General features: G+C 33.1%; 19 protein-coding genes. 15 read left to right on the forward strand and 4 right to left on the reverse strand.

The genetic code is table 11. The features are described from left to right. Positions 1-12: 12 nt before the first annotated feature. From CSC80_RS04325 to CSC80_RS04390, 14 genes are all read left to right on the forward strand, one after another. A complete protein-coding gene (locus CSC80_RS04325) occupies positions 13-1,257 on the forward strand; it encodes a glycosyltransferase family 4 protein (RefSeq protein ID WP_099190022.1) in 1,245 nt (414 codons plus the stop codon). A 2-nt stretch (positions 1,258-1,259) separates the two neighbouring features. Next, positions 1,260-2,591 (forward strand): hypothetical protein, encoded by a 1,332-nt coding sequence (locus tag CSC80_RS04330; RefSeq protein ID WP_201796621.1) that lies wholly within the window; start codon positions 1,260-1,262, stop codon positions 2,589-2,591. Between the two features lie 74 nt (positions 2,592-2,665). Next, on the forward strand, positions 2,666-3,799 hold the full coding sequence (locus CSC80_RS04335; RefSeq protein ID WP_099190024.1) for an acyltransferase: 1,134 nt from the start codon (positions 2,666-2,668) through the stop codon (positions 3,797-3,799). A 36-nt stretch (positions 3,800-3,835) separates the two neighbouring features. Then, positions 3,836-4,834: an acyltransferase gene (locus CSC80_RS04340; protein WP_180268579.1), complete on the forward strand. Its 999-nt coding sequence runs from the start codon at positions 3,836-3,838 to the stop codon at positions 4,832-4,834. Between the two features lie 105 nt (positions 4,835-4,939). Next, entirely contained in the window at positions 4,940-6,049 is a 1,110-nt protein-coding gene (locus CSC80_RS04345) for a glycosyltransferase family 1 protein (protein WP_099190028.1), read from the forward strand. Positions 6,050-6,207: 158 nt separating this feature from the next. Beyond that, complete coding sequence (locus CSC80_RS04350; RefSeq protein ID WP_099190030.1) at positions 6,208-7,497, forward strand: WcaI family glycosyltransferase; 1,290 nt, start codon at positions 6,208-6,210, stop codon at positions 7,495-7,497. Between the two features lie 167 nt (positions 7,498-7,664). After that, positions 7,665-8,987: a phenylacetate--CoA ligase family protein gene (locus CSC80_RS04355; RefSeq protein ID WP_099190032.1), complete on the forward strand. Its 1,323-nt coding sequence runs from the start codon at positions 7,665-7,667 to the stop codon at positions 8,985-8,987. 15 nt (positions 8,988-9,002) lie between these two features. Next, positions 9,003-10,073 carry a sugar-transfer associated ATP-grasp domain-containing protein gene (locus CSC80_RS04360; RefSeq protein WP_099190034.1) on the forward strand — a complete coding sequence of 357 codons (1,071 nt, stop codon included), beginning with the start codon at positions 9,003-9,005 and terminating at the stop codon, positions 10,071-10,073. 39 nt (positions 10,074-10,112) lie between these two features. Further along, a complete protein-coding gene (locus tag CSC80_RS04365; protein ID WP_099190036.1) occupies positions 10,113-11,096 on the forward strand; it encodes a glycosyltransferase family 1 protein in 984 nt (327 codons plus the stop codon). Then, on the forward strand, positions 11,096-11,764 hold the full coding sequence (locus tag CSC80_RS04370; protein WP_099190038.1) for a hypothetical protein: 669 nt from the start codon (positions 11,096-11,098) through the stop codon (positions 11,762-11,764). Before CSC80_RS04365 ends, CSC80_RS04370 begins: the two co-directional genes overlap by 1 nt. After that, positions 11,765-12,928: a glycosyltransferase gene (locus CSC80_RS04375; RefSeq protein ID WP_099190040.1), complete on the forward strand. Its 1,164-nt coding sequence runs from the start codon at positions 11,765-11,767 to the stop codon at positions 12,926-12,928. After that, complete coding sequence (locus CSC80_RS04380) at positions 12,921-13,466, forward strand: putative colanic acid biosynthesis acetyltransferase (RefSeq protein WP_099190042.1); 546 nt, start codon at positions 12,921-12,923, stop codon at positions 13,464-13,466. Before CSC80_RS04375 ends, CSC80_RS04380 begins: the two co-directional genes overlap by 8 nt. Next, positions 13,466-14,371, forward strand: coding sequence for a glycosyltransferase family 2 protein (locus tag CSC80_RS04385; RefSeq protein WP_099190044.1), 906 nt, complete (start codon positions 13,466-13,468; stop codon positions 14,369-14,371). Before CSC80_RS04380 ends, CSC80_RS04385 begins: the two co-directional genes overlap by 1 nt. A gap of 2 nt (positions 14,372-14,373) precedes the next feature. Further along, entirely contained in the window at positions 14,374-15,285 is a 912-nt protein-coding gene (locus CSC80_RS04390; RefSeq protein ID WP_099190046.1) for a hypothetical protein, read from the forward strand. A 55-nt stretch (positions 15,286-15,340) separates the two neighbouring features. Here the strand turns inward: CSC80_RS04390 and CSC80_RS04395 are convergent, their stop codons facing one another. From CSC80_RS04395 to CSC80_RS04410, 4 genes are all read right to left on the reverse strand, one after another. Beyond that, positions 15,341-17,500 (reverse strand): hypothetical protein, encoded by a 2,160-nt coding sequence (locus tag CSC80_RS04395; protein WP_099190048.1) that lies wholly within the window; start codon positions 17,498-17,500, stop codon positions 15,341-15,343. Continuing rightward, a complete protein-coding gene (locus CSC80_RS04400; protein ID WP_099190050.1) occupies positions 17,497-18,237 on the reverse strand; it encodes a hypothetical protein in 741 nt (246 codons plus the stop codon). Before CSC80_RS04400 ends, CSC80_RS04395 begins: the two co-directional genes overlap by 4 nt. Further along, positions 18,234-18,731 (reverse strand): T9SS type A sorting domain-containing protein, encoded by a 498-nt coding sequence (locus CSC80_RS04405; RefSeq protein WP_099190052.1) that lies wholly within the window; start codon positions 18,729-18,731, stop codon positions 18,234-18,236. The genes CSC80_RS04400 and CSC80_RS04405 overlap by 4 nt, the downstream gene beginning before the upstream one ends. A gap of 357 nt (positions 18,732-19,088) precedes the next feature. Next, positions 19,089-19,853, reverse strand: a complete 765-nt coding sequence (locus CSC80_RS04410) for a WecB/TagA/CpsF family glycosyltransferase (protein ID WP_099190054.1) — start codon at positions 19,851-19,853, stop codon at positions 19,089-19,091. A 460-nt stretch (positions 19,854-20,313) separates the two neighbouring features. Here CSC80_RS04410 and CSC80_RS04415 point away from each other — a divergent pair, with 460 nt between their 5' ends. Then, a complete protein-coding gene (locus CSC80_RS04415; RefSeq protein ID WP_099190056.1) occupies positions 20,314-21,750 on the forward strand; it encodes a right-handed parallel beta-helix repeat-containing protein in 1,437 nt (478 codons plus the stop codon). The last annotated feature ends 9 nt before the right edge of the window (positions 21,751-21,759 follow it).

A 21,759-nucleotide genomic window follows, 5' to 3' on the forward strand; every position in this document is an offset into this window, starting at 1 on the left:
AATAAAAAGTTAATGAAAGTAATTGTCGCACATCCTACCAGCAACCAAGTAAATAGAGCCATGTTAAAAGGATTCTATGAGATCAAAATTCTACAGAGTTTTTATACCTCAGTAGCTATTTTTCCAAATGATAGCTTGGACTTGATAAGCAAAATTAAACCTTTCTCAGAATTTAAAAAAAGGCAGTTTCCTGGCGAACTACAAGAATTAACTCAAACCTATCCCTACAAAGAGTTAATGCGTATGATACTTCCAAAATTAGGTATGCAAAATTACACAGCAGGAGAACATGCAAAATTCTCAATATACAGTGTTTATCAATATTTTGATAAAATGGTTGCAAATCAATTAGTAAAAGAGGCCAATGCTGGTGCAGACGCTTTATATGCCTATGAAGATGGTGCATTTCATTCTTTTATAAAAGCCAAAGAATTAGGCTTAAAGTGTTTTTATGACCAACCCATAGGGTATTGGCGTGCCGCTCATAGAATTTTACAAAAAGAACGCGAATTATGGCCAGAATGGGAAGCTACACTACCTGGTTTGAACGATTCAGAGGAAAAACTTTTAAATAAAGACAAAGAATTAGCATTAGCCGATTGTGTTTTTGCAGCAAGTACCTTTACTGCCAATACACTTAAGGAATATTCAGGAAACATAAAGCAAATCAAAGTAGTTCCCTTTGGTTTTCCTTCCGTAAATACAGAAAAAAAAATTACGAAAATAAAACCCAATAAAAAGCTTAAATTATTATTTGTTGGTGGTCTATCACAGCGTAAGGGTATAGCTAACTTATTTAGTGCCGTGGAAAGTTTAAAAAACCATGTAGAATTGACCATAGTGGGGCGAAAACTAAATGATCAATGTTCTATTTTAAACGAAACATTAAAAAAGCACAACTACATTCCAAGTCTACCTTTTCCAAAAGTTTTGGAATTAATGGCTGAGCAAGACATATTTATATTTCCTTCCTTATTTGAAGGTTTTGGTATGGTCATTACGGAAGCCATGTCACAAGGCTTACCCGTGATAACTACAGTTAATACGGCAGGTGGAGATTTAATTGAACATGGTAAAAATGGGTGGTTGGTAACCCCAGGGAGTACCAATGAACTTACAAGTTTATTACAAGAACTTATTGAAAATCCCGAACAAATTACAACAGTTGCTCAAGAAGCTTTAAAAACGGCAAAAAAGAGACCATGGGCTGCCTATGCAAATGAAGTTATAGAAACAATTAAAAATATAAAATATTAATTTTGAGTAAGTTGATCCCAAATAACCGTAATTCTAACAATACTAAGCTATGGTTAAAGAGAGGTGTATGGTTATATTTTTACTTACTACTTTTTGAAGGTGCCCTACGTAAGTGGGTGCTACCGAGCTTATCTGATGCTCTTTTGGTAGTTCGTGATCCATTGGTTATCCTATTGTTATTTTTTGCATGGAAAGCTAATATATTAAAGATTAATTCCTACATTAAAGTAATGAGCGCTATAAGCCTATTGGCGGTAATTACCACATTATTTACAGGACATCAGAATATTTTTGTTACCATTTATGGTGCTAGGATATTATTGATTCAATTTCCGTTTGTTTTCGTTATCGGATCAGTTTTTAATCGCGAGGATGTTTTACTACTGGGCAAACATTTACTTTATATAGCTATACCCATGACCATCCTGATAGCCTTACAATTTTATAGTCCGCAATCGGCTTGGGTAAATCGTGGTGTTGGGGGTAATATGGAGGGTGCTGGTTTCCCAGGAGCTATGGGTTATTTTAGGCCTCCAGGCACTTTTTCCTTTACCAGTGGAAATACATTGTTTTATCAACTATTATCCTGTTTTGTTTTAATCTATTGGTTATCAGCTAAATACATAAACAAAATAGTCCTAGTTGCAGCAACACTTTGTTTAGTTATTGCCATTCCTTTATCCATCAGTAGAGCCCTGTTTTTTTCAATTTTTATCTTCCTTTTATTTTACTTGACTGCGTTATATTTTAAACCCAATTTTTTGAAAAAATTAACAGTGTTCCTTATTTTTATTGTTCTAGTTGGGTTTATAGCATTGAATTTAGAATTTGTTGGAACGGCAACAGAAGCATTTAGTTCGCGCTTTGAAAGTGCTAGTGAAACCGAGGGAGGTCTAGAAGGCACTCTAGTCAATCGATATTTAGGGGGCTTTATAAAAGCAATTTCCAATACAGCAGATACACCCTTCTTTGGCCATGGTTTAGGTATGGGAACGAACGTAGGTAGTCAACTATTAACAGGAGGTCGAGCATTTTTAATTGATGAGGAAGAATGGGCCAGAACCATTGGTGAAATGGGATTATTATTGGGATTAGGGGTTATCCTTATTCGCGTTGTATTAAGTATAAGACTTAGCCTATCGAGTTTCAAAGCATTAAAACATCAAAATCATATTCCTTGGATGTTATTAGGTTTTGTACTGTTAAATGTCCCGCAGGGGCAATGGCAGTTCCCCACTAACTTAGGATTTGCCATTTTTTCAACAGGAATATTACTAGCAAGTTTTAATCAAAAAATAATGGAAAAACAATTTCCGCTGCAATCAAGATTATGATATAATAGTAGTATTTTTTTTTAATATGCAGGACATTATCAGAATTTTTTGAATTAAAACATAGCACAATACCAATGTATAATACAAGAAATTACACTCTTGACTTCATAAGAGGTGTAAGCGCGCTGATTGTAATGTCTGGGCATCTAAGAATTGCACTTTATAAAGATTTCTCTGAACTAGGCAATGTTGAAAATAGTTCTTTGGTTGAAAAAGGATTCTATTTTATAACAGGTTTAGGTCACGAAGCCGTAATGGTCTTTTTTGTTTTAAGTGGGTATTTTGTTGGGGGGTCAGTAATTAAAAATCAAAAATATTTTAGTTCTAAAAATTATTTAATAGCAAGACTTTCTCGACTTTGGGTTCCCTTATTACCTATTTTAATTTTCACTATTATCATAGACTATTTTATAGGTATAGCATCACCTGAATTATTAAATGGTAATTATTATTCCATATTAAATTCAGGACCAAAAACAGATTATTCTATTTCCTTTTTAACGTTTCTATCAAATATGTCTTTTTTACAAACCATATTCACTCCAGTTTACGGTACCAATGGTCCGCTATGGAGTTTGGCCTATGAATTTTGGTATTATATATTATTTCCTATTTTAATGATACTAAGCAATTTCATAAAGAGAAATATTTTAAGCAAAATTATTGGTGGAATACTAGCTATATTTATTGTGAGGTTTATGCCTTTAGAAATGCTACAAGGTTTTCTAATTTGGCTATTTGGAGCTGCTGTATATTTGATTACAACTAAAAAATACATCCAAACAAATGTTATATTTATTCTCTCCTCTTTTTCATTATTTATTTTTTCTCTTTTAAATAGCAAATTTGAATTTTCGAAAGATTTAATAAATAATTACAATGATATTTTCACAGGAATATCATTTAGTTTTTTTCTGATTTCGATAATAAACTACCAAATACCAAATTTTAAATTTTTGAACTTAAAGAAATTTTCCTTTTGGATTTCTGAAATATCCTATACGCTCTATATAACGCATTTTCCAATAGTCCTTTTAATATATAGCAACTATTATTTAGGCAAACAACTAACTTTTAACTTTAATAGTAACTTACAATTTACTGCTTGGTTTTTATTACTAATCTTCATAAGTATTTTATTCTGGTATCTGTTTGAAAGAAATACTCCTATTATTCGCAAAAAAGTCAAAGGTCTAATATCAAAATAGTTGGGTACTAAATACGCGGTAATTAAAACAAAAATATTGATACAACGTAATATTAACGCTGATTTTATAAAAACTATCTCAATTTTTGGAGTAGTCTTTATAAACAGTGTCCCAATTTTTGGAGAATTAAAACTCTTGGGGTTTTTAAGCGATGCCTTTAGATTTGCAGTACCTTGCTTTATTATGCTGTGGGCGTATTTTTTTGAAAATTCTTACTGTAATAAACCAAAGGAACAAAGACTAAAGTACCTTACTACACGTTTTATTTATTTGTTTAGAGTTTTTTTTATTTGGAGCTTTATTTACTTTATTATTACGGTAGAATGGCAAACCGTAAACCTTAAAAGTTTAGTGACAACACATTTTTTAGGATATGGTTGGTCTGGTCAATATTTTTTCATCATACTATTTCAGCTAATTTTCTTATATCCTCTTCTTAGAAAAGTCTATGCTATTAAAGTCTTGCGATATCTAACATATATTATTTCTATATTACTGTATTTTAATTACGAATGGTATCATGCTACAATTCCTGAACAAATTCTAAAACTAGGTGGCCGTCCTTTTTATTTTTGGCTACCATACCTATTAATCGGTATTGGTCTGGCACGAAATGACATTAAAAAGATTTCACCATGGTTTGCACTGGTCCCTTTTTTAATCGGCATAGAGTTTTTTATACTTGAAAGTTTACATCTAAGGCATTTAGTATATATAACATTAGGCGTCTTTGTATGTTCCATTTTGTTTTGTATTTCCTTACTAAAAAATAACCGTATCCAGATCAACCAAAAAACTGAAAATTTAATTCAATTTATTGGAAGTAACACCTTAACGATTTTTGTATCAAACCCATTAATTGTTATCATCATAGAAAAAATTATCGCAGTTAATACTTTAAATGAAATAATTGTTTCGGCACCTTCTTGGATGAAAATATGTATAGCCATACTTACTGTTATCACCGTATTTATTAGTACGCTAGCTATTGCTAAATTGTTACATAAATCTAAATTGGCAAAAATTTTTGTTTAAGGTGTATACGCTTGTCACTTTATCTTTTTTTAAATACCCATATACCTCAACTATATTTTGAAAATTATTTTCTTGACCCATCATGAGCATTTTAGAGGGTATAGCATGAAACGCTATTGTTCATTTTTAAGTGACGGACTACAATCAAAGGGTCATGATACCAAGATTGTTAGTCCAAAAGCTATTCTAAGTAAGAATGGCATGCCAAAACAACTTAAGAAGTGGCTACGGTATATGGATTCCTTTGTACTTTTTCCAATATGGTTATTCATTGAAAGTAAAAGGTCACCTAAATCTACCCTATACGTTATAACAGATCAAGCCTTAGGAATGTGGGTGCCGGTTTTAAAAAGCAAAAAACATGTAGTGCATTGTCATGATTTTACCGCCCTAAAATCATCCTTAGGTTTAATGATAGAGAATCCTACAAGTTGGACAGGTAAAAAATATCAGAATTTAATATTAAAAGGCTTTTCTCAAGCATCAAATTTTATATGTATTTCTAAAAACACAGAAAAAGAACTATTACATTTTTTACATAAACCCCCTCATAAACTTGGCCAAGTGTACAATGCACTAGATCCGATATTTAAATGCGGAGATATTGTAAATGCAAGAAACTATGTGAGCAAGCATTTAGGTTTAAATGTACAAGACGGGTATTTAATGCATGTAGGCGGCAATGATTTTTATAAAAATAGAACGGGCGTCATTGCGCTTTATAATTCCTGGAGAGAACAAACCAACAGTCCTGTACCACTATTAATGATTGGTTACGAACCTTCTGAAATTATACAAAGAAGCTATGATCGATCACCTTATAAAGACGATATTCATTTATTAATTAGAGTTGATAATGAATTGCTTTTAAAAGCGTACCAAGGATGTCGTTTATTTCTTTTCCCTTCTTTAACTGAAGGTTTTGGTTGGCCAGTTGCAGAAGCTATGGCATGTGGTTGCCCGGTAATTACGACTAATAGAGCCCCAATGAACGAAGTGGGTGGTGATGCGGCTATTTATATAGAACGTTGCCCATCGCCCGATGAAATCATTTCTTGGGCAACTGCATCTGCTAAAATAATTGAAGCGACACTACAATTGACCGAGAATGAACGTAACACTATTATTAAAAAAGGATTAGAGCAGTCTAAAAAATTTAATGGAAAGGATATTTTAAATGAAATTGAAGTCTTTTATCAATCTATTTTAGACTAATCCTATTTCCTTTATAAAACACAAGTACCAACTGATCCAAATTTGTAAGCTCAGGTAAGCTAAACACCTAGCAACTAATACCAATCAAAACATGTACACTATATATCACAAATGAGTTGTAAAACATCATTTCAGTACAAATCATTTAAAAACATATTATGGAAGTAACTAACACCAAACGTATATTATTTGTAGGATACAATTTTTCCCCAGAACTGACCGGAATCGGAAAGTATTCCGGCGAAATGATGCATTGGCTGGCCCAAAAAGGCCATAAATGTACCGTACTCACCTCATACCCCTACTATCCGTATTGGAAAATTCAACAACCTTATAGGAAGAGGCGCTTCTGGTACAAAAAAGAAGTGACTAATTTTGATTCTGGTGGAAAATTACGGGTCATACGCTGTCCTATGTATATACCCAATAAACCCAGTGGAATTAAAAGAATGTTATTGGATTCAACTTTCACACTATCTGCGTTTTTATTAAGCATACCACTGTTATTTGTCAAAAAATATGATAGGATAATTACCATAGCGCCTTCTTTTCAATTAGGCTTATTAGGGGTATTCTATAAAAAAATAAGGGGGGCAAAACATATACACCACATACAAGACATGCAGATTGAAGCTGCACAAGATTTGGGCATGATCACTTCACCAAAACTATTAAAGATGCTATACGGTATCGAGAAATTTATCTTTAAAAATACCGATATCATTAGCAGCATATCTGATGGGATGATCGAAAAAATAGAACGTAAGGCATTGAAACCTGTTTCATTTTTCCCCAACTGGACAGAAACCAAGAACTTTTACCCCATTGAAAACAATGGACAACTAAAAAGACAATTTGGTTTTCACCCTAGTGATTATGTCGTATTATACTCCGGTGGAATTGGCGAAAAGCAAGGTTTAGAAGCCATATTGCATTCTGCCAAGGAGCTGAATTCATACAAATCTTTACAATTTATAATTTGTGGTACTGGTCCTTATAAAACAGTGCTTCAAGAAAAAACACATGAAATGAAATTGAATAATGTTCATTTTATGCCTTTACAGCCTAAGGAATGTTTTAATGAGTTTTTAAATATGGCAGATCTTCATTTGGTCATTCAAAAAGAAAAAGCAAGTGATTTGGTTATGCCGTCTAAATTAACGACCATCTTGGCAGTGGGGGGCGTGTCCTTAATTACTGCCAATCCTAAATCTAGCTTATATCGCGTGGTAACTAAACACCATATGGGTATATTGGTTGCACCAGAAGATCAAGAAGCATTAAATAAAGGTATTTTAACAGGGCTAAATAAAAAGGACAATAATGATATAAAAAAGGCCGCACGAAATTATGCAAAGAACTATTTGGCCATTGATACGGTGATGAACAATTTCAATGATAAAATAACTACAGAACATAAAACTACGGCTTTGCAGTTTGTCGATTAAGCATGTAAAAGAACCTTAAAAAACTTAACCTAAACGAATAGTAACTACATTTAAGAATAACTAGTAAGCCGATTATTTTTATTTATCACATTGAACGCATTTATTACTCCCCTAATTTATAAATCTATAATGTAATAGCTGATAATGACTTTTTATACCATTTGACTATGCAACATAGTTTTAAAAAATTTATATTCTCCATTAAGACCAAAGTTTTGAGTCACAAGCTCATAGATTTATATAAAAAATCTAATGAAAACCTTAATGTAAAAGATCTTAAAATTCTGAATTTTTCAAAGCGTCAAGAATTGTTACAACACGCAATTAATCATTCTGAATTTTACAAAAGCAAATATTCCAATATCCCAACATTGAAACATGGATTGAGATGTGAATCTGCTTTTCTGAAAATTCCGCCCTTAACTAGGGAAGAATTACGGCTTAATTTTGACCAAATAAAATCTAACAATGTTTCCTTAAAACATTGTAGAAAAGCAAGTACATCTGGGAGTACAGGACCTTCAATATCAGTGTTTCATGACAAGAGACATCCAGAAACACCAATAAGATGGCGAATTTTAAAATGGTGGGGTATAGAGCCTTGGGAAAATCAAGCCTTCATCTACCGTTTTAAAAAACCATTTTGGGAGCGGTTTTACAATACTCTAATGTGGTGGCCCACCCAAAGAGTCTTTTTAGCAGCTGCCAATCCAAGTCCTAAACAATTGGCAGCATTCGTTCGAAAATTCAACCATATTAAGCCCACCTTATTACAAGGTTACGTTGACGTTGTATTTGAATTTGCATTGTATTTATTGGACAACAACATTAAAATTCATCCGCCAAAAATGGTCTGGGTTACTTCAGCTCCACTTTTTGAAGAACAACGGGAAATCATGGAAAAGGCATTTGGAGCCCCTGTATGCGATCAATATGGAAATACGGAGATTATGCTCATTGCGGCGGAATGTCCAGAACAAAATGGACTACATATCATGCAAGATACGGTACACATTGAATTTGTAGATGAAAACAACCTACCTGTGCCCCCTAATACCTCTGGAAAGGTACTATTAACGGATTTAACCAATTTTGCATTTCCGCTTATACGCTATGAAATTGGAGACGAAGGTAAATATTTGGATAGAACCTGTAGCTGTGGTCGTACTCTTCCATTGATGGATAATATTAAGGGGCGCCAATCCAAACAAGTGGTAACCCCAACGGGTTTACGAATTAAAGGGGAACATTTGATGGCCATGTTTCATGGGCATATGAAAGCTTTTAAAGAAATTCAAATACAACAAAATGCTGATCATTCGGTGATACTTTTTTATGTACCTCGAATTGAAAAAAGTACTCTTGAAATAGAAGAAATGGCTCAATTGTTAGGTCAAAGGGCTAGATTTGAAATACAAATAACCCATAAAAAAGTGGGTCAGGTGAAACGTATTGGTAAAAAATCACCATTCATTATAAGCGAACTTTAATATACAATCATTACGATGATGTCGCAATTTCTTAAAAATACAGCAAAGCAATGTATAGAATATTCAAAAAATGTTTTATACCACAGAAACTCCAATAACATTGCAAAAAAAATCCTTAAAAATATAGAACAAGAAAAAGGAAAATTAAATGCCCAACAAAAAAGAATTGCACAAGAATATGCCATAGAAGTTTTAGGTTGGAAAGGTTTTGCTCCTTGGATATACGTTTACACCATTATGCACGGTGAGTTTAAAGAAGGATGGTTACCCGATAATTATTTTGGTAGAATTGTAATACCCGAAATACAAGGAGACTATGGAAAAATTTCATTTTTAAAACCTTTTGCAAACAAGCTATTTAACAGTAATGTTTGTCCGGATATAGCTCATTATATCAACGGACAATGGTTTTCAGCCACATATGAACCGAAAACCCCAAAAGAGATTACTGATATAGTTAAAAAAAACGATTTCTATAATAACGGCAAGATCATTAATAAACTGGACTATAGTTATCAAGGTCTTGGCATACATATTTATGACAAAGCTAATTTTGATGCCGTAAAAGTAGCAAAGAACGGAAATGGGGTTGTACAACCTTTTATAAACCAGCATAATTTCTTTAACCAATTTTGCAAAGACGCTGTAGCCACCTTACGTTTGACCACGGTCATAGACACCAATGGTAAAGCATGTTTAAGAGCGGCACTAATTAGATTTGGTAGAAACAAGCAAACCCATGTGCAGTCTAAAGATCAAATTTTGGTTGCGGTTGATGTAGCTACGGGTCAATTATCAGATATAGGTTATACCAGTTCTTTTAAATCGACAAATTTTCACCCAGATACCAATGTTACCTTTAAAGATAAAGTTATCCCATTTTATGATAAAGGTGTTGCTTTAGTATTGGAACTACAAAAAAAAATGCCCATGATCAAACTTATAGGTTGGGATTTAGTCATGGATGAGAATAATGAGGTCGTTATTATGGAATGGAACGGTTACGGTGCTGGTGTAGCATTTTCTGAAGCTACCCAAGGTCCTGGATTTAATGATTTAGGCTGGAACAATTTTTATAAACGTTAATAAGAAAAACCTCAACAGTTTATCATTGTAATATCTTATATGAAAATAAATTACTTTTTTAGAAATCCTAAAGTAGGTTATTCTATTCAAAGAGTATTCCAAACCGTAAATGAGAAAATTTCTGAGAATACACAAATTGAAGAGATATTTCTACCAAGCCCTAAATCAAATATAGTCTCAATCATTAGAAATGGTCTATATGCACGAAAGCATCAAGGCAAAATAAATCATATTACTGGTGACGCTCATTATTTAACTTTTTTCTTATCATCTAAGAAAACAGTGATAACAGTGCATGATATCATGTACTATTCTTATTTAAAAGGCTTGAAGAAGAAAATTTGGAAATCTTTATATATTAATTCACTTAAACGCGCAAAAAAAGTAGTTTTTATATCTGAGTTTGCTAAAGACCAAGTTCTTAAAGAATTAGATTTACCAAAAAAAAGTTACTGTGTGATACCGAATCCAGTTTCTTCCGATTTTATAAAAAAAGATAAAAAATTTAATGTAGAAAAACCCATAATTTTACATATCGGAGCTCAATCAGGGAGAAAGAATTTAGGTCGTTCAATAGCTGCTTTAGAAAATATTTCATGTCATTTAAGAATAATCGGAAAAATGAACAATGAAATCATCAGGTTGTTAAAAAAATATAATATTGAATATTCAAACGCTTCAAATTTAACTAATGAAGAAATAGTCAATGAATATGTAAGATCTGACATTGTAAATTTTCCATCACTTTTTGAAGGTTTTGGCATGCCCATAATAGAGGGTCAAGCGGTAGGAAGACCTGTTATAACATCAAATATTTCACCGATGAAATTTGTGGCGGGAGATGCTGCAGTTTTAGTGAATCCTACTGATATTGAAAGTATTAAACTGGGCTATTTAAAAATAATCAACAATGAGTTATTTCGTAATGAAATTATTTATAAAGGGTTTGAAAACGTAAAACAATATCAAGTCGATAATATCGCAAAGCGATATATAAATTTATATAAAGAAATGATTAAATAATGAAAAAAATACTATCAATATTAATCGTTTTTCTTCCATGGACAATTAAAAGATTTCTTTTAATTAAAATATGGAAATATGAAATTCACCCAACTGCAAAAATTGGACTAGCCTATATTTTCCCTAAAAATTTAATTATGAAAGAAGGGTCTAAAATTGAACACTTTAATGTCGCAGTCAACTTACATTTAATTATTCTTAATAAAAATTCTTCTATAAATAGATCAAACTGGATAACAGGTTTTCCTATTAATACTAAGTCAGAGCACTTTAAACATCAAAAGGATAGAGAAAGTAAATTAATTCTTGATGACGAAGCTTCAATTACAAAAAAACATCATATAGATTGTACTAACAGTATTATAATTGGAAAATATTCTGTGGTTGCAGGATATAGTTCCCAGTTCTTAACTCATTCTATAAATATTATAGAGAACAGACAGGATAGTTTACCCATTGTTATAGGCGATTATTGTTTTGTTGGAACAAGTTGTGTGATATTGGGCGGAGCCAAGTTGCCATCTTTCTCAGTTCTTGGAGCTAAATCACTACTTAATAAGCAATTTACCGAAGAATACCATTTATATGGAGGTAACCCTGCAAAGAAAATTAAATTATTACCTGAGGAAACAAAATTTTTTAAAAGAAAAAGTAGATATACAATTTAAATGAAAATACTAAGAGTTATACCTAGTATGGATCCCGAAAAAGGAGGACCCTGTCAAGGCATTAGAAATGCGATTCCTGAATTAATAAAATTAGGAGTCAGCAATGATGTTGTGTGCTTAGATGACCCTAAATCTGAATATTTAGGAAAAGACCCTTTCCAAATATATACCTTGGGCGAAGCAAGCACACCATGGCAATACAATAAAAATCTATTACCATGGCTTTTAGAAAATTCAAGTACATATGATACTATAATTGTTCATGGGCTTTGGTTATACCATAGTCATGCTGCAATAAAAGCTTTCAAAAAAAACACAAAGAAATCATCAAGATTATTCGTTATGCCCCATGGCATGTTAGATCCTTATTTTCAAAAAGCTTCATCACGTAAATTAAAAGCGTTACGAAATGATATTTATTGGAAGTTGATTGAAAAAAAGGTCATAAATGAAGCCGATGGTGTATTATTTACTTGTGAGGAAGAATTGTTATTGGCCAGGACCACTTTTCCCAACTACCAACCTAAAAAAGAGATTAATGTTGGTTATGGAATACAACCACCACCAGAATACACACCTCAAATGCGTGAGGTATTTGCAAAAAGACTATCGCAATGGAACGGTAAACCACATTTATTATTTTTAAGTAGAATACATCCTAAAAAAGGAGTAGACCTTTTGATCAAAGCGTATTTAAAATTAGAACAAGAATTAGAACATTTACCCCAACTTGTTATTGCAGGACCCGGTCTGGAAGAAAGTTACGGCATAGCTATGAAAGAGCTAGCCGCAGCTTCTGAAAACATTTTATTCCCCGGTATGTTAAAAGATGACGCCAAATGGGGCGCTTTTTACGAGAGTGAGGTCTTTGTACTACCAAGTCATCAAGAAAATTTTGGTATTGCCGTGGTTGAAGCTTTAGCTTGCTCAAAACCTGTGCTTATTAGCAACAAAGTGAATATTTGGCGAGAAATAGAAACAGAAAAAGGTGGAATAGTAGAACCCGATACGGCAAAGGACACTTCTAATTTACTAAAAGAATGGCTAACATACAGTACAACACAAAAATTGGAAATGTCAAATAATGCATTCCATGTGTATGAAAATTACTTTACCGTTGCAAAGGCTGCTGAACAATTCTTAAACGGCATAAACTATGCATAATGTAGATACGTATACTGGTTCATCTTTTTCTCTAAAAAATAAAATTGCAAGACTCATTTGGAATTTTGTTTACATCATGGCATTTAAATATTCACCAAGGCCCTTTCATGAATGGCGTTCTCTACTCCTTAGAATTTTTGGAGCCAAAATTGGCAAAGGCGTACACATATATCCCAAGGTGAAAATTTGGGCTCCTTGGAATTTAGAAATACATGATCAAGTAGGTGTGGCAAATGGTGTTGATCTATACTCCCAAGGTAAAATACTACTTGAATACAGATGCGTCATCTCACAGCGTTCTTATATCTGTACCGGCACCCATGATTTTAATCTTAAAGGACATCCTTTATACACGAAGCCAATTACCGTTTCTAAATTTGCCTGGGTGGCAGCTGAAGCTTTTGTAGGACCCGGTGTAACTATTGGCGAAGGTGCTGTTGTAGGTGCTAGAGGTGTTATTTTTAAAGATGTGGAACCTTGGACCGTTGTGGGTGGAAATCCTGCAAAATTTATTAAAACTAGAGAATTTAAAGACTAATGAATTCTATATCAACTATAATCCTAACCTATAATGAAGAAAAGCATATTGAAAGATGTATTAAAAATGCTTTTCGTTTTTCCAAATCTGTTTTTTTGGTGGACTCTTTTTCTACAGATAGCACTGTTGAAATTGCAAAATCCTTAGGAGCAATTGTATTTCAAAACAAATGGGAAAATAATCATGCTATTCAATTCAATTGGGGTTTAAAAAATTTACCTATTGAGACTAATTGGGTATTTAGACTAGATGCCGATGAATATTTAACAGAGACTTTAATTGATGAAATCCATTCTAAACTGCCATCATTAAATACTGAAATTACCGGAGTTGTATTTGAACGAAAAATGTACTTCTTAAATAAATTAATGACAAAGGGCATGATTCAAATGAATATGCTACGCCTATTTAGAAATAAAAGTGCTATATGTGAGAATAGATGGATGGATGAGCACATTGTTTTAACTGAAGGAAAGAGTATTCAATTTGATGGCTATTTTGTTGATCATAATCTAAATCCCTTAGGATGGTGGATAGAGAAGCATAATAATTATGCGACACGTGAAGCTGTAGAATTACTTAATATTCAATATAATTTTATAGCCAGGGATGAAAAATCCATAGAACATCATCTTATGTCCGCTGATGCTCAATCTAAAAGGTATAAGAAGAAAAAATATGCCAAAATGCCATTATTTTGGCGGTCTTTCATATATTTTATATATCGTTATTTCCTTAAAATGGGTTTTCTTCAGGGTAAAGAAGGCTTTTTGTGGCATTTTTTGCAAGGTTGGTGGTATAGAACTTTAGTAGATGCAAAAGTTTACGAAATAAAAAAAGCATGTGGTAATGATAAAGTCAAAATGAAATATTTTCTAGAGAAGAATTACAAAATAAAACTTTAACGATGAAAGGTTTATTTTTTAAATCAAAATTTAGTAAACTAGCTTTTAGTATTGTTTTGTTTCTGATTTCAGGTGAGTTCTTTTTACGCATGCTATGGGGCTTTTGTAATGCCCCGTTATATATTGCCAGCGAAAAATATGAATATATTACTGCTCCTAACCAAGAAGGACAAAGATTTGGGAATCGTTATTATTTTAACTCTTATTCCCAAAGAAGTGCAGAGCTCGATGCAACTAAGTCCAAAATTTTAGGACTAGGCGATTCAGTATTATATGGAGGCGTCCAATCCGACCAAGACAGTCTTGCCACATCCATTTTCAATAAGGAAAACAAAAATTTTCAAATGTTGAACATAGCTACAGGGAGTTGGGGTCCCGATAATTGTGCTGCTTATCTTAAAGAGCATGGCACCTTTGACGCTAAGAAAATGCTCTTGGTAACCAGCAGTCATGATGTATATGATACCATGGACTTTATGCCCGTGGTGGGTACCCATCCTTCCTATCCTCAAAAGCAATATGTACTTGCCTGGTGGGAATTAGTTGATCGCTACCTTATTCCTAGGTTAATAAAATACTATCCAACAAGTAAAAACTTAGATCCGGATGCAAAAGTGCTAGTTGGAATCCAAAAAAAAGGTGCAACCTTCAACCCTGGCTTTGATGAACTAAAAAAAATTGGAGATAGTTTACAAATACCCTTGATTATTTATTTACATGCCGAAAAATCCGAGTTGCAAAAAAAATGCTACAATCCCCAAGGTGCTAAAATTATTCAATGGGCTACTGAAAACAATGTACCATTAATAAAAGGGTTGGACTATAGTTTTGATTCTTCAGATTATAGAGATCAAATTCATATTAATAATAGTGGTCAACGTAAATTGGCCAAAATATTAATTGAAAATTTATAATTGGTATTGAATTAAATTATTAAAAAGTTTCTTATAAAATTTAATATACATATCACTAGTACTTCACCATTAGTTGTGGGTAAGGGTTCGCAGTATTATCTAAAATTGTAGTAGATTCACCATTTGTATAATCGATTAAAAGTGGTTGTAAGCTACTTTTAGTTCCTATTATTGAATTAATTAACATTCCATTATCTAGTCGACCCAGGTTGCCTTGTATATTAGAATTTCGTATAAATCCTTTAATACTTGCATTTTTAGTAAAAAGGTCTAAATCATCCAAAAAACTGCTCCCCTCAATGACAATTTCTCGTATATCGAATATTGTTTTAGATTTATTTTCATTAAATATACAAGAATATATACCTATTGGACTTCCACCAATTATATAATCTCCATTATGATTTATAAAATTACTATTTGCAAAAAAAGAACCGTTATGATGCTTTAAATCGGCAGCAATTTTATTTCCATCAAAATTACAGTTTACCCACGCATTAAGGTAATCGCCTCTTTCTGCTCGCATACTTATGGCAGTACCACAATTAACGAATTGATTTTTATAAAATACTGTTTTATCAACATACATCATGGATGCTGTTACTCCACTAGTATAACTTGGGTCAACTTCTTGATAAAACCCAATCTCACAGTTAACAAAGTTCAAATGATCTAAAAAATTATTGTCAAAACCATAAAACTGATCCAAGTGAATTCCAACTTCTTGGTTTCTAAAAACCAAAAAATTAAAAACACTAGCGTTAACTTGCATATATTCACTACCTATATCATGCATACGTAGACCAACACTACCCCCCTGTAATGTCATATTTGCCAAGATATAATTTACACCGCTAGAATTCCCTTCTCCTGTAACTAATGGGAAATCATCGGTTAGACCTACAATTGCTGTTTTGCCTGTGCCTTTACCAATTATACCTTCTTCGTCAACAATGGTCAATGTTTTTCCGATATAATAAATTCCTTCATCTAACTCCGCAATACCATTGGTATCAATCAAATTTTGAATAAAATCGCTCTGATCTGGCTTATTCATTCGTTCTTCTTGCCAACTATCCCCTAATATATCCGGAATGCTTTCATGAGCTGAAATAGCCCATGGTGTATATTCAGTACCCAAGATAAAATCTTCAAGAACGGCTTTGTCATTAGCTGTAATGACATCACTTACAAGAACTTTATTGAAATTAATAGTATTATTATTATCATAAGCATTTAAGTCAAACCCAGAAGACGAGTTTTCCATGGCATGGCTTTCCGATTTGTTATAAATGGAAACAACATCAGTTCCCTCTCGTACAATATTTAGTCCACCACCATTAGAATATGTTTGCTTATCAAAAATATCTAGCCTTACTGCTTCAATATCAAAAACAGGTGTTTTATAATCGACATGGCTACCACCGGTTAGCCCCGCCAATTTTACTTCACCCATATTACGCATATACATCATGGCTTTGTCACTGTCATTATTCCAATTCCAACTTTCAGAATCCATACCTAAAAAAGTATAAGATTCCAAATTTTCAAGCTCAACAGAATGCCCCCCAGGAGTCAAGAGATTAGCCCATACCGTAACATTACCATAACTTGGGGTAGTAGAATTACCTCTCATTACAATTTGAGGCCATGAAGCATGCACCCAATGTCTTATAAATTTGTTGTTGCGGAAATAACCTGAGCCTCTACTATCCCAATTTAACGAACATCTATCCAAATTAATAAAGGTGTTATCTTCTAAACTACAATTAGTACATTCAAGAGAGGTAAACTTAATATTCTTAAATGTACAATTGGAAATTACCCCACCCGAATTGAATAAAATATAAGAATCTACATTCTGCACCCTTACATTACTACTACCAGCCTGCACAGTAATATTGGGTACTTTCGTAATTGTTGGGTGCCCAAATAACCGTTGTCCAGAAGTCATAATTATGGGGTCACCAGAATAATCACCACTTTCTAATCTCACAGAAATATGTGTATTAAGTGCTTCTTGTAATTCACTTGCTCTTGAAACCGGCAATAAATACGAATCAAAATACAAATCTTCTTCTTCAAAATTCTGTGCTCCGGTAAACTCTTCCGTTTCAACAATACCAGCATCATTCTTTGAATCTAATGCATAATGGTAATTTTGCCCTAAAGAAGCACCAGTTATTAAAAATGTAAGTATATACAATAGCTTCATTGCCCGGATATTATATAAGAGTTAAGACCCATTTTTCTAAGCAACCCAAAACGAACATTTCCTGTTTGACTTTCAAAGATTGCACTACCACCCATCACATAATTGATCTGTACATCACTATCACCAGCAATGGTTAATGCTGCGCCATTATGCGCTTCTAAATTAATGATATCGCCAATTTCCATAGCATTAAAATTAGAAGTTAAAACCAAGGTAGCATTACCTTTACATTCAATTATATTTCCAATATCATCCACATTTATTGCTCTACCAACCTGTAATGAAATTACCTTAGCTTTTAATGCATAGTCACCGTCAGCAGAAACAAGACTACTAGCTGTTTTGGCATGTAAGGCATAGGGTACACTTAAAAGTTCGGTTAAACCTGTAAGCGCATAGTTTGAACCACCTTCTAAATCCATTTGAGTTTCAAGATAGAACGACCCATTAGACCAATCTATATCTGAGAAATTACCAATAGTGACATCTCCTGAACCAATCTGTAAACTAACAAGACCATTTTCATTAGTAACTTGATTGTGTACCTCTTCATAAATTCGCTGCCCATTAGTAGACCCTTGAATGATTCCAATTTTTAATGCCACAGGAGACTCGGACAAAATAGAACCATCAATATTACGAACAACAGCCTGATAACTCATCTTATCAGGACCTTGAGCAAAAACCCCTGCACACAAAAAAATAAAATAGAGCGCTATGACTATTTTTACTTTCATTTTTTAATAATTTTTAAAGACTTTAATACTTCATCATTTTGATATATTACTATGACATATAAACCAGAGGTCACAATTTCAAATGAAATTTCATTCAGAGCGTTTTCCAATACCTCATTTTGAATTAATTTGCCTCCGAAATCAAAGATGCTATACGAGATATTTTCAATATTCAAATCACCTAAACTTAAAAACAACTTATTAGTTACAGGATTTGGATAAGCCACAATTTCTACATTAGAACTATTATCACTACCACTACTTTCCCCTTGCTGAACGCCCATTAATATTTGACCTTCTTTCACAAATACCTGACTTGTAAAAATTTGACCTATAGAAAAAGAAAAATTACCTTCTTGACCAACACTATATCCTCCACCAGAGTTTATGGAATGTTTAGTTTGATCCATACTGGACCCAACGGATGCATCATTATCTTGACCAAAGACCGGTATGACGGACATTAACAATAAAACAAAAAATAGAAATCTCATTAAAAATCACAAAAGTCTAAACGGTCTAAGTGTATGAAAATAAACTGAATAGTATTTAAAAATAAATTCAACAACTATTCTATAAACGAAAATAAGTTAAACTTAGTTTAAGTTATACGCTATAAAACCTATTTAAGACTATAGAAATTGAGCATTTTACATTCTTTTTTAAAAAAACATAAAATCCTACGGAAAATTCAATTAAACCCCACTTTTGTGATTGAATAGGTAGTTTTTAAAACTGTTAAATTTTTTATTTAACAATTAGTATGTGAAATGTTCACAAATATTTAATAAACAACATGCTAAGCACTTATGTAATTACTGAATAGCCCTATTTTATGTACCGTTTAGTTTCTAATTTATAGTAGCGGTCATTTCTTCTCTTGCAGAAAACTTCGCCCGTACCAAATGTACTGCATAGACAACACCATAATAAAGATACCGTTTAGACATTCGCTTGGGTTCTTTTACCAAACGCCCCAACCATTCCAAACCTAAATCTCTCCATACTTTGCTTGGTCTTTCTACAGTACCTGCATAAAAATCAAAAACAGCACCAATACAGCATATAATCTTTGCATTAAGAAGATTTTTATGTGCATGGCTCCATTTCTCTTGTTTTGGAGCGGTCATACCTACAAAAAGCACATCAGGATCAAAACTATTAACCGCCTCGATCATACTTAAATTCTCTTCTTCAGTAAATTGCGATTTAAAAGGTGGCGCATAACTAGCAAATCTAATATTTGGATATTCGCCCTTTAAACGAGACTCTATTTTAGCCAAGGTATCACTGCTTGCCCCTAAGTAAAAACAAGATCCATGGTTTTCATTTAATCGTTTTAATTGATACTCATGAAAATCTGCTCCTGCTATTTTTTTTATGGAAGCACCATTCAACCATTTTGCAGCTAATGTTATGCCAACACCATCAGGCAGAATAACATCACTACCCAACAACGCTTTTTTAAATTCAGCATCTTCTTCAGCTATACAATATGAATATTGATTGATTGTACTTACCAATAGTTTAGATTTGAATGGTAAATTATCAAGTGAAGACTTGTAAATAGGATAACCAAGGCATAACACCTTTGAGTCAACTTCAGTAAGCATCATAAATTTCTAAAAAAGCCCTAATTATAATTTTGTTCTCCCTAAACATGTACGCAATGTTCGCATCAATCTTCAACAACAATTATAACTATATCGGGGGTTAATGGTTGTTCAGACAAATATATTTATTTGGCATGCAACCACAGATTACTTCTGTTAACGTGTAGTAAATTATAGTTATAGCGCAGCTTAAAACATATGGCCTTACACTATCAAAAAAAACAATTACCAAACTTGTAGTATTATTCAAACAACTATTGTAAGTCGGTAATCCGAATAAATTTTTAACTTTTATTATACAAGTTGAGGACTGCATTTTACATTATAAAATTTATCTTAGCATTCTTAATCATTTAAGAATTAACACATAAGGGATTCCAAATTTTTATTCTGCTTATATTTCCCCCAAATCATATTCTGAATAACAATTTTAAAAGACCCAATTGCTCTTATAGAAATTTTAATGACTTTCAATTATAAAGACATTAATGAATACTTAAGAATTATGATAAGACCTACTTCATTAAAAAACACATTGTTCTTTTTTGCGACCCTCCTATTCTATGTATGTCTATTTGAATCTTGTGCCTCTGAAAAAGACCATGTAGAAGATGGGAATACCACGTATGAACAATCAAAAGAACCCAAAATCATCACTTTTAGTTTTTTAACTACAGATAATAATGGCTTAACCACCGATATTGCTGCAACCCTTGATGAAGAAACAAAAATAATCTACGTTGAGCTTGATCCATTAGTGTTAAACATAGACCAACTAATACCTACCGTTACCTTATCTTCTGGATCTACGGTTAGCCCAATATCAAAATCTGAACAAGATTTTAGCCATGAAGTTACCTATACGGTTACTGCAGAAAACGGTACAACAACCGTTTATAAAGTTGTACCGAGTATTATAGGGAATATTTGTACTTCTAATCTAGTTGATTCCGGTCCTATTGTAGTAAGTACGAACAACCAACGCATAGATAACCTCTACATTAGAACATCTGACCAACATGGTATTGAGATCAATAACCATACAGGTGTGGTAATCTCTAATTGTATTATTGAATACACCGGGGCTTACATGGGAATAAAGTTCACCAGTGCCGATAACCTGACCATAAAAAACTGTTATATAAAATATACCAATGCGCCATCTAGCGGTCCATTAGCGGATTCTGAAAGAAACTGTATTGAAGGTATAGGTTCGCAAAATATTGTAATTGCGAATGTAAAATTAGAGGACGGTTCAACGGGCATACGATTAAACCAATGTGATGATTCGGTTTTAAGATATATTGAAGGCCATAATATGAGAGGTCCTTTCCCTAGGGGACAATTAGTACAATACGATAAATGCGCCGGTGGGCTTTTAGAGAATTTCTCCGTGATCAATGATCGTGATGTGGCTTGGACAGAGGACAATATAAGTATCTACAAAAGTGGCGGGCAACAGATCAAAAAAGGATTGATCGTTGGCAATAACAGTCCTACTGGAGTTGGTGTGTTATTTGAAGATCAAAATACCGAAGGTGCACGAGGTGGTTATGGCGGACTTGTAGAAGATGTAGATTTTTTGGAAATGGGTAATGGTGTGGTCTCCTCCGTGGAAGGCTCTAAAAATGTGAGTTTTACAAGAATACGAGCCAAACAGATCATTTGTGGCGATCTTGGACAAAACAGGGGGAAATCTACCTCTAACTCATTAATATTCGGTGCTTTTGGCACTACGGCCAATACCGGAGGAAATAGTATAAATGATTGTATCGTGTACAATTCCTGTAACCCCACCAATATTGTTTGGCCAGAACACAATTTTGATGTTATTGACTATAGAACAGATATTGATTTTGAACCTAGAAATCCTATTGTGCTTAATTTCAACTGTGATTAAGGTGGTAAT

Source organism: Maribacter sp. 6B07 (assembly GCF_002700155.1).
Classification (GTDB): Bacteria; Bacteroidota; Bacteroidia; order Flavobacteriales; family Flavobacteriaceae; genus Maribacter; species Maribacter dokdonensis.

Coding starts and splice junctions, on each gene's coding strand:
- CSC80_RS04350 (WP_099190030.1), top strand. CDS start 6,208: ATGGAAGTAACTAACACCAAACGTATATTATTTGTAGGATACAATTTT.
- CSC80_RS04400 (WP_099190050.1), bottom strand. CDS start 18,237: ATGAAAGTAAAAATAGTCATAGCGCTCTATTTTATTTTTTTGTGTGCA.
- CSC80_RS04355 (WP_099190032.1), top strand. CDS start 7,665: ATGCAACATAGTTTTAAAAAATTTATATTCTCCATTAAGACCAAAGTT.
- CSC80_RS04365 (WP_099190036.1), top strand. CDS start 10,113: ATGAAAATAAATTACTTTTTTAGAAATCCTAAAGTAGGTTATTCTATT.
- CSC80_RS04405 (WP_099190052.1), bottom strand. CDS start 18,731: ATGAGATTTCTATTTTTTGTTTTATTGTTAATGTCCGTCATACCGGTC.
- CSC80_RS04370 (WP_099190038.1), top strand. CDS start 11,096: ATGAAAAAAATACTATCAATATTAATCGTTTTTCTTCCATGGACAATT.
- CSC80_RS04390 (WP_099190046.1), top strand. CDS start 14,374: ATGAAAGGTTTATTTTTTAAATCAAAATTTAGTAAACTAGCTTTTAGT.
- CSC80_RS04415 (WP_099190056.1), top strand. CDS start 20,314: ATGACTTTCAATTATAAAGACATTAATGAATACTTAAGAATTATGATA.
- CSC80_RS04335 (WP_099190024.1), top strand. CDS start 2,666: ATGTATAATACAAGAAATTACACTCTTGACTTCATAAGAGGTGTAAGC.
- CSC80_RS04375 (WP_099190040.1), top strand. CDS start 11,765: ATGAAAATACTAAGAGTTATACCTAGTATGGATCCCGAAAAAGGAGGA.
- CSC80_RS04325 (WP_099190022.1), top strand. CDS start 13: ATGAAAGTAATTGTCGCACATCCTACCAGCAACCAAGTAAATAGAGCC.
- CSC80_RS04360 (WP_099190034.1), top strand. CDS start 9,003: ATGATGTCGCAATTTCTTAAAAATACAGCAAAGCAATGTATAGAATAT.
- CSC80_RS04380 (WP_099190042.1), top strand. CDS start 12,921: ATGCATAATGTAGATACGTATACTGGTTCATCTTTTTCTCTAAAAAAT.
- CSC80_RS04345 (WP_099190028.1), top strand. CDS start 4,940: ATGAAACGCTATTGTTCATTTTTAAGTGACGGACTACAATCAAAGGGT.
- CSC80_RS04385 (WP_099190044.1), top strand. CDS start 13,466: ATGAATTCTATATCAACTATAATCCTAACCTATAATGAAGAAAAGCAT.
- CSC80_RS04410 (WP_099190054.1), bottom strand. CDS start 19,853: ATGATGCTTACTGAAGTTGACTCAAAGGTGTTATGCCTTGGTTATCCT.
- CSC80_RS04395 (WP_099190048.1), bottom strand. CDS start 17,500: ATGAAGCTATTGTATATACTTACATTTTTAATAACTGGTGCTTCTTTA.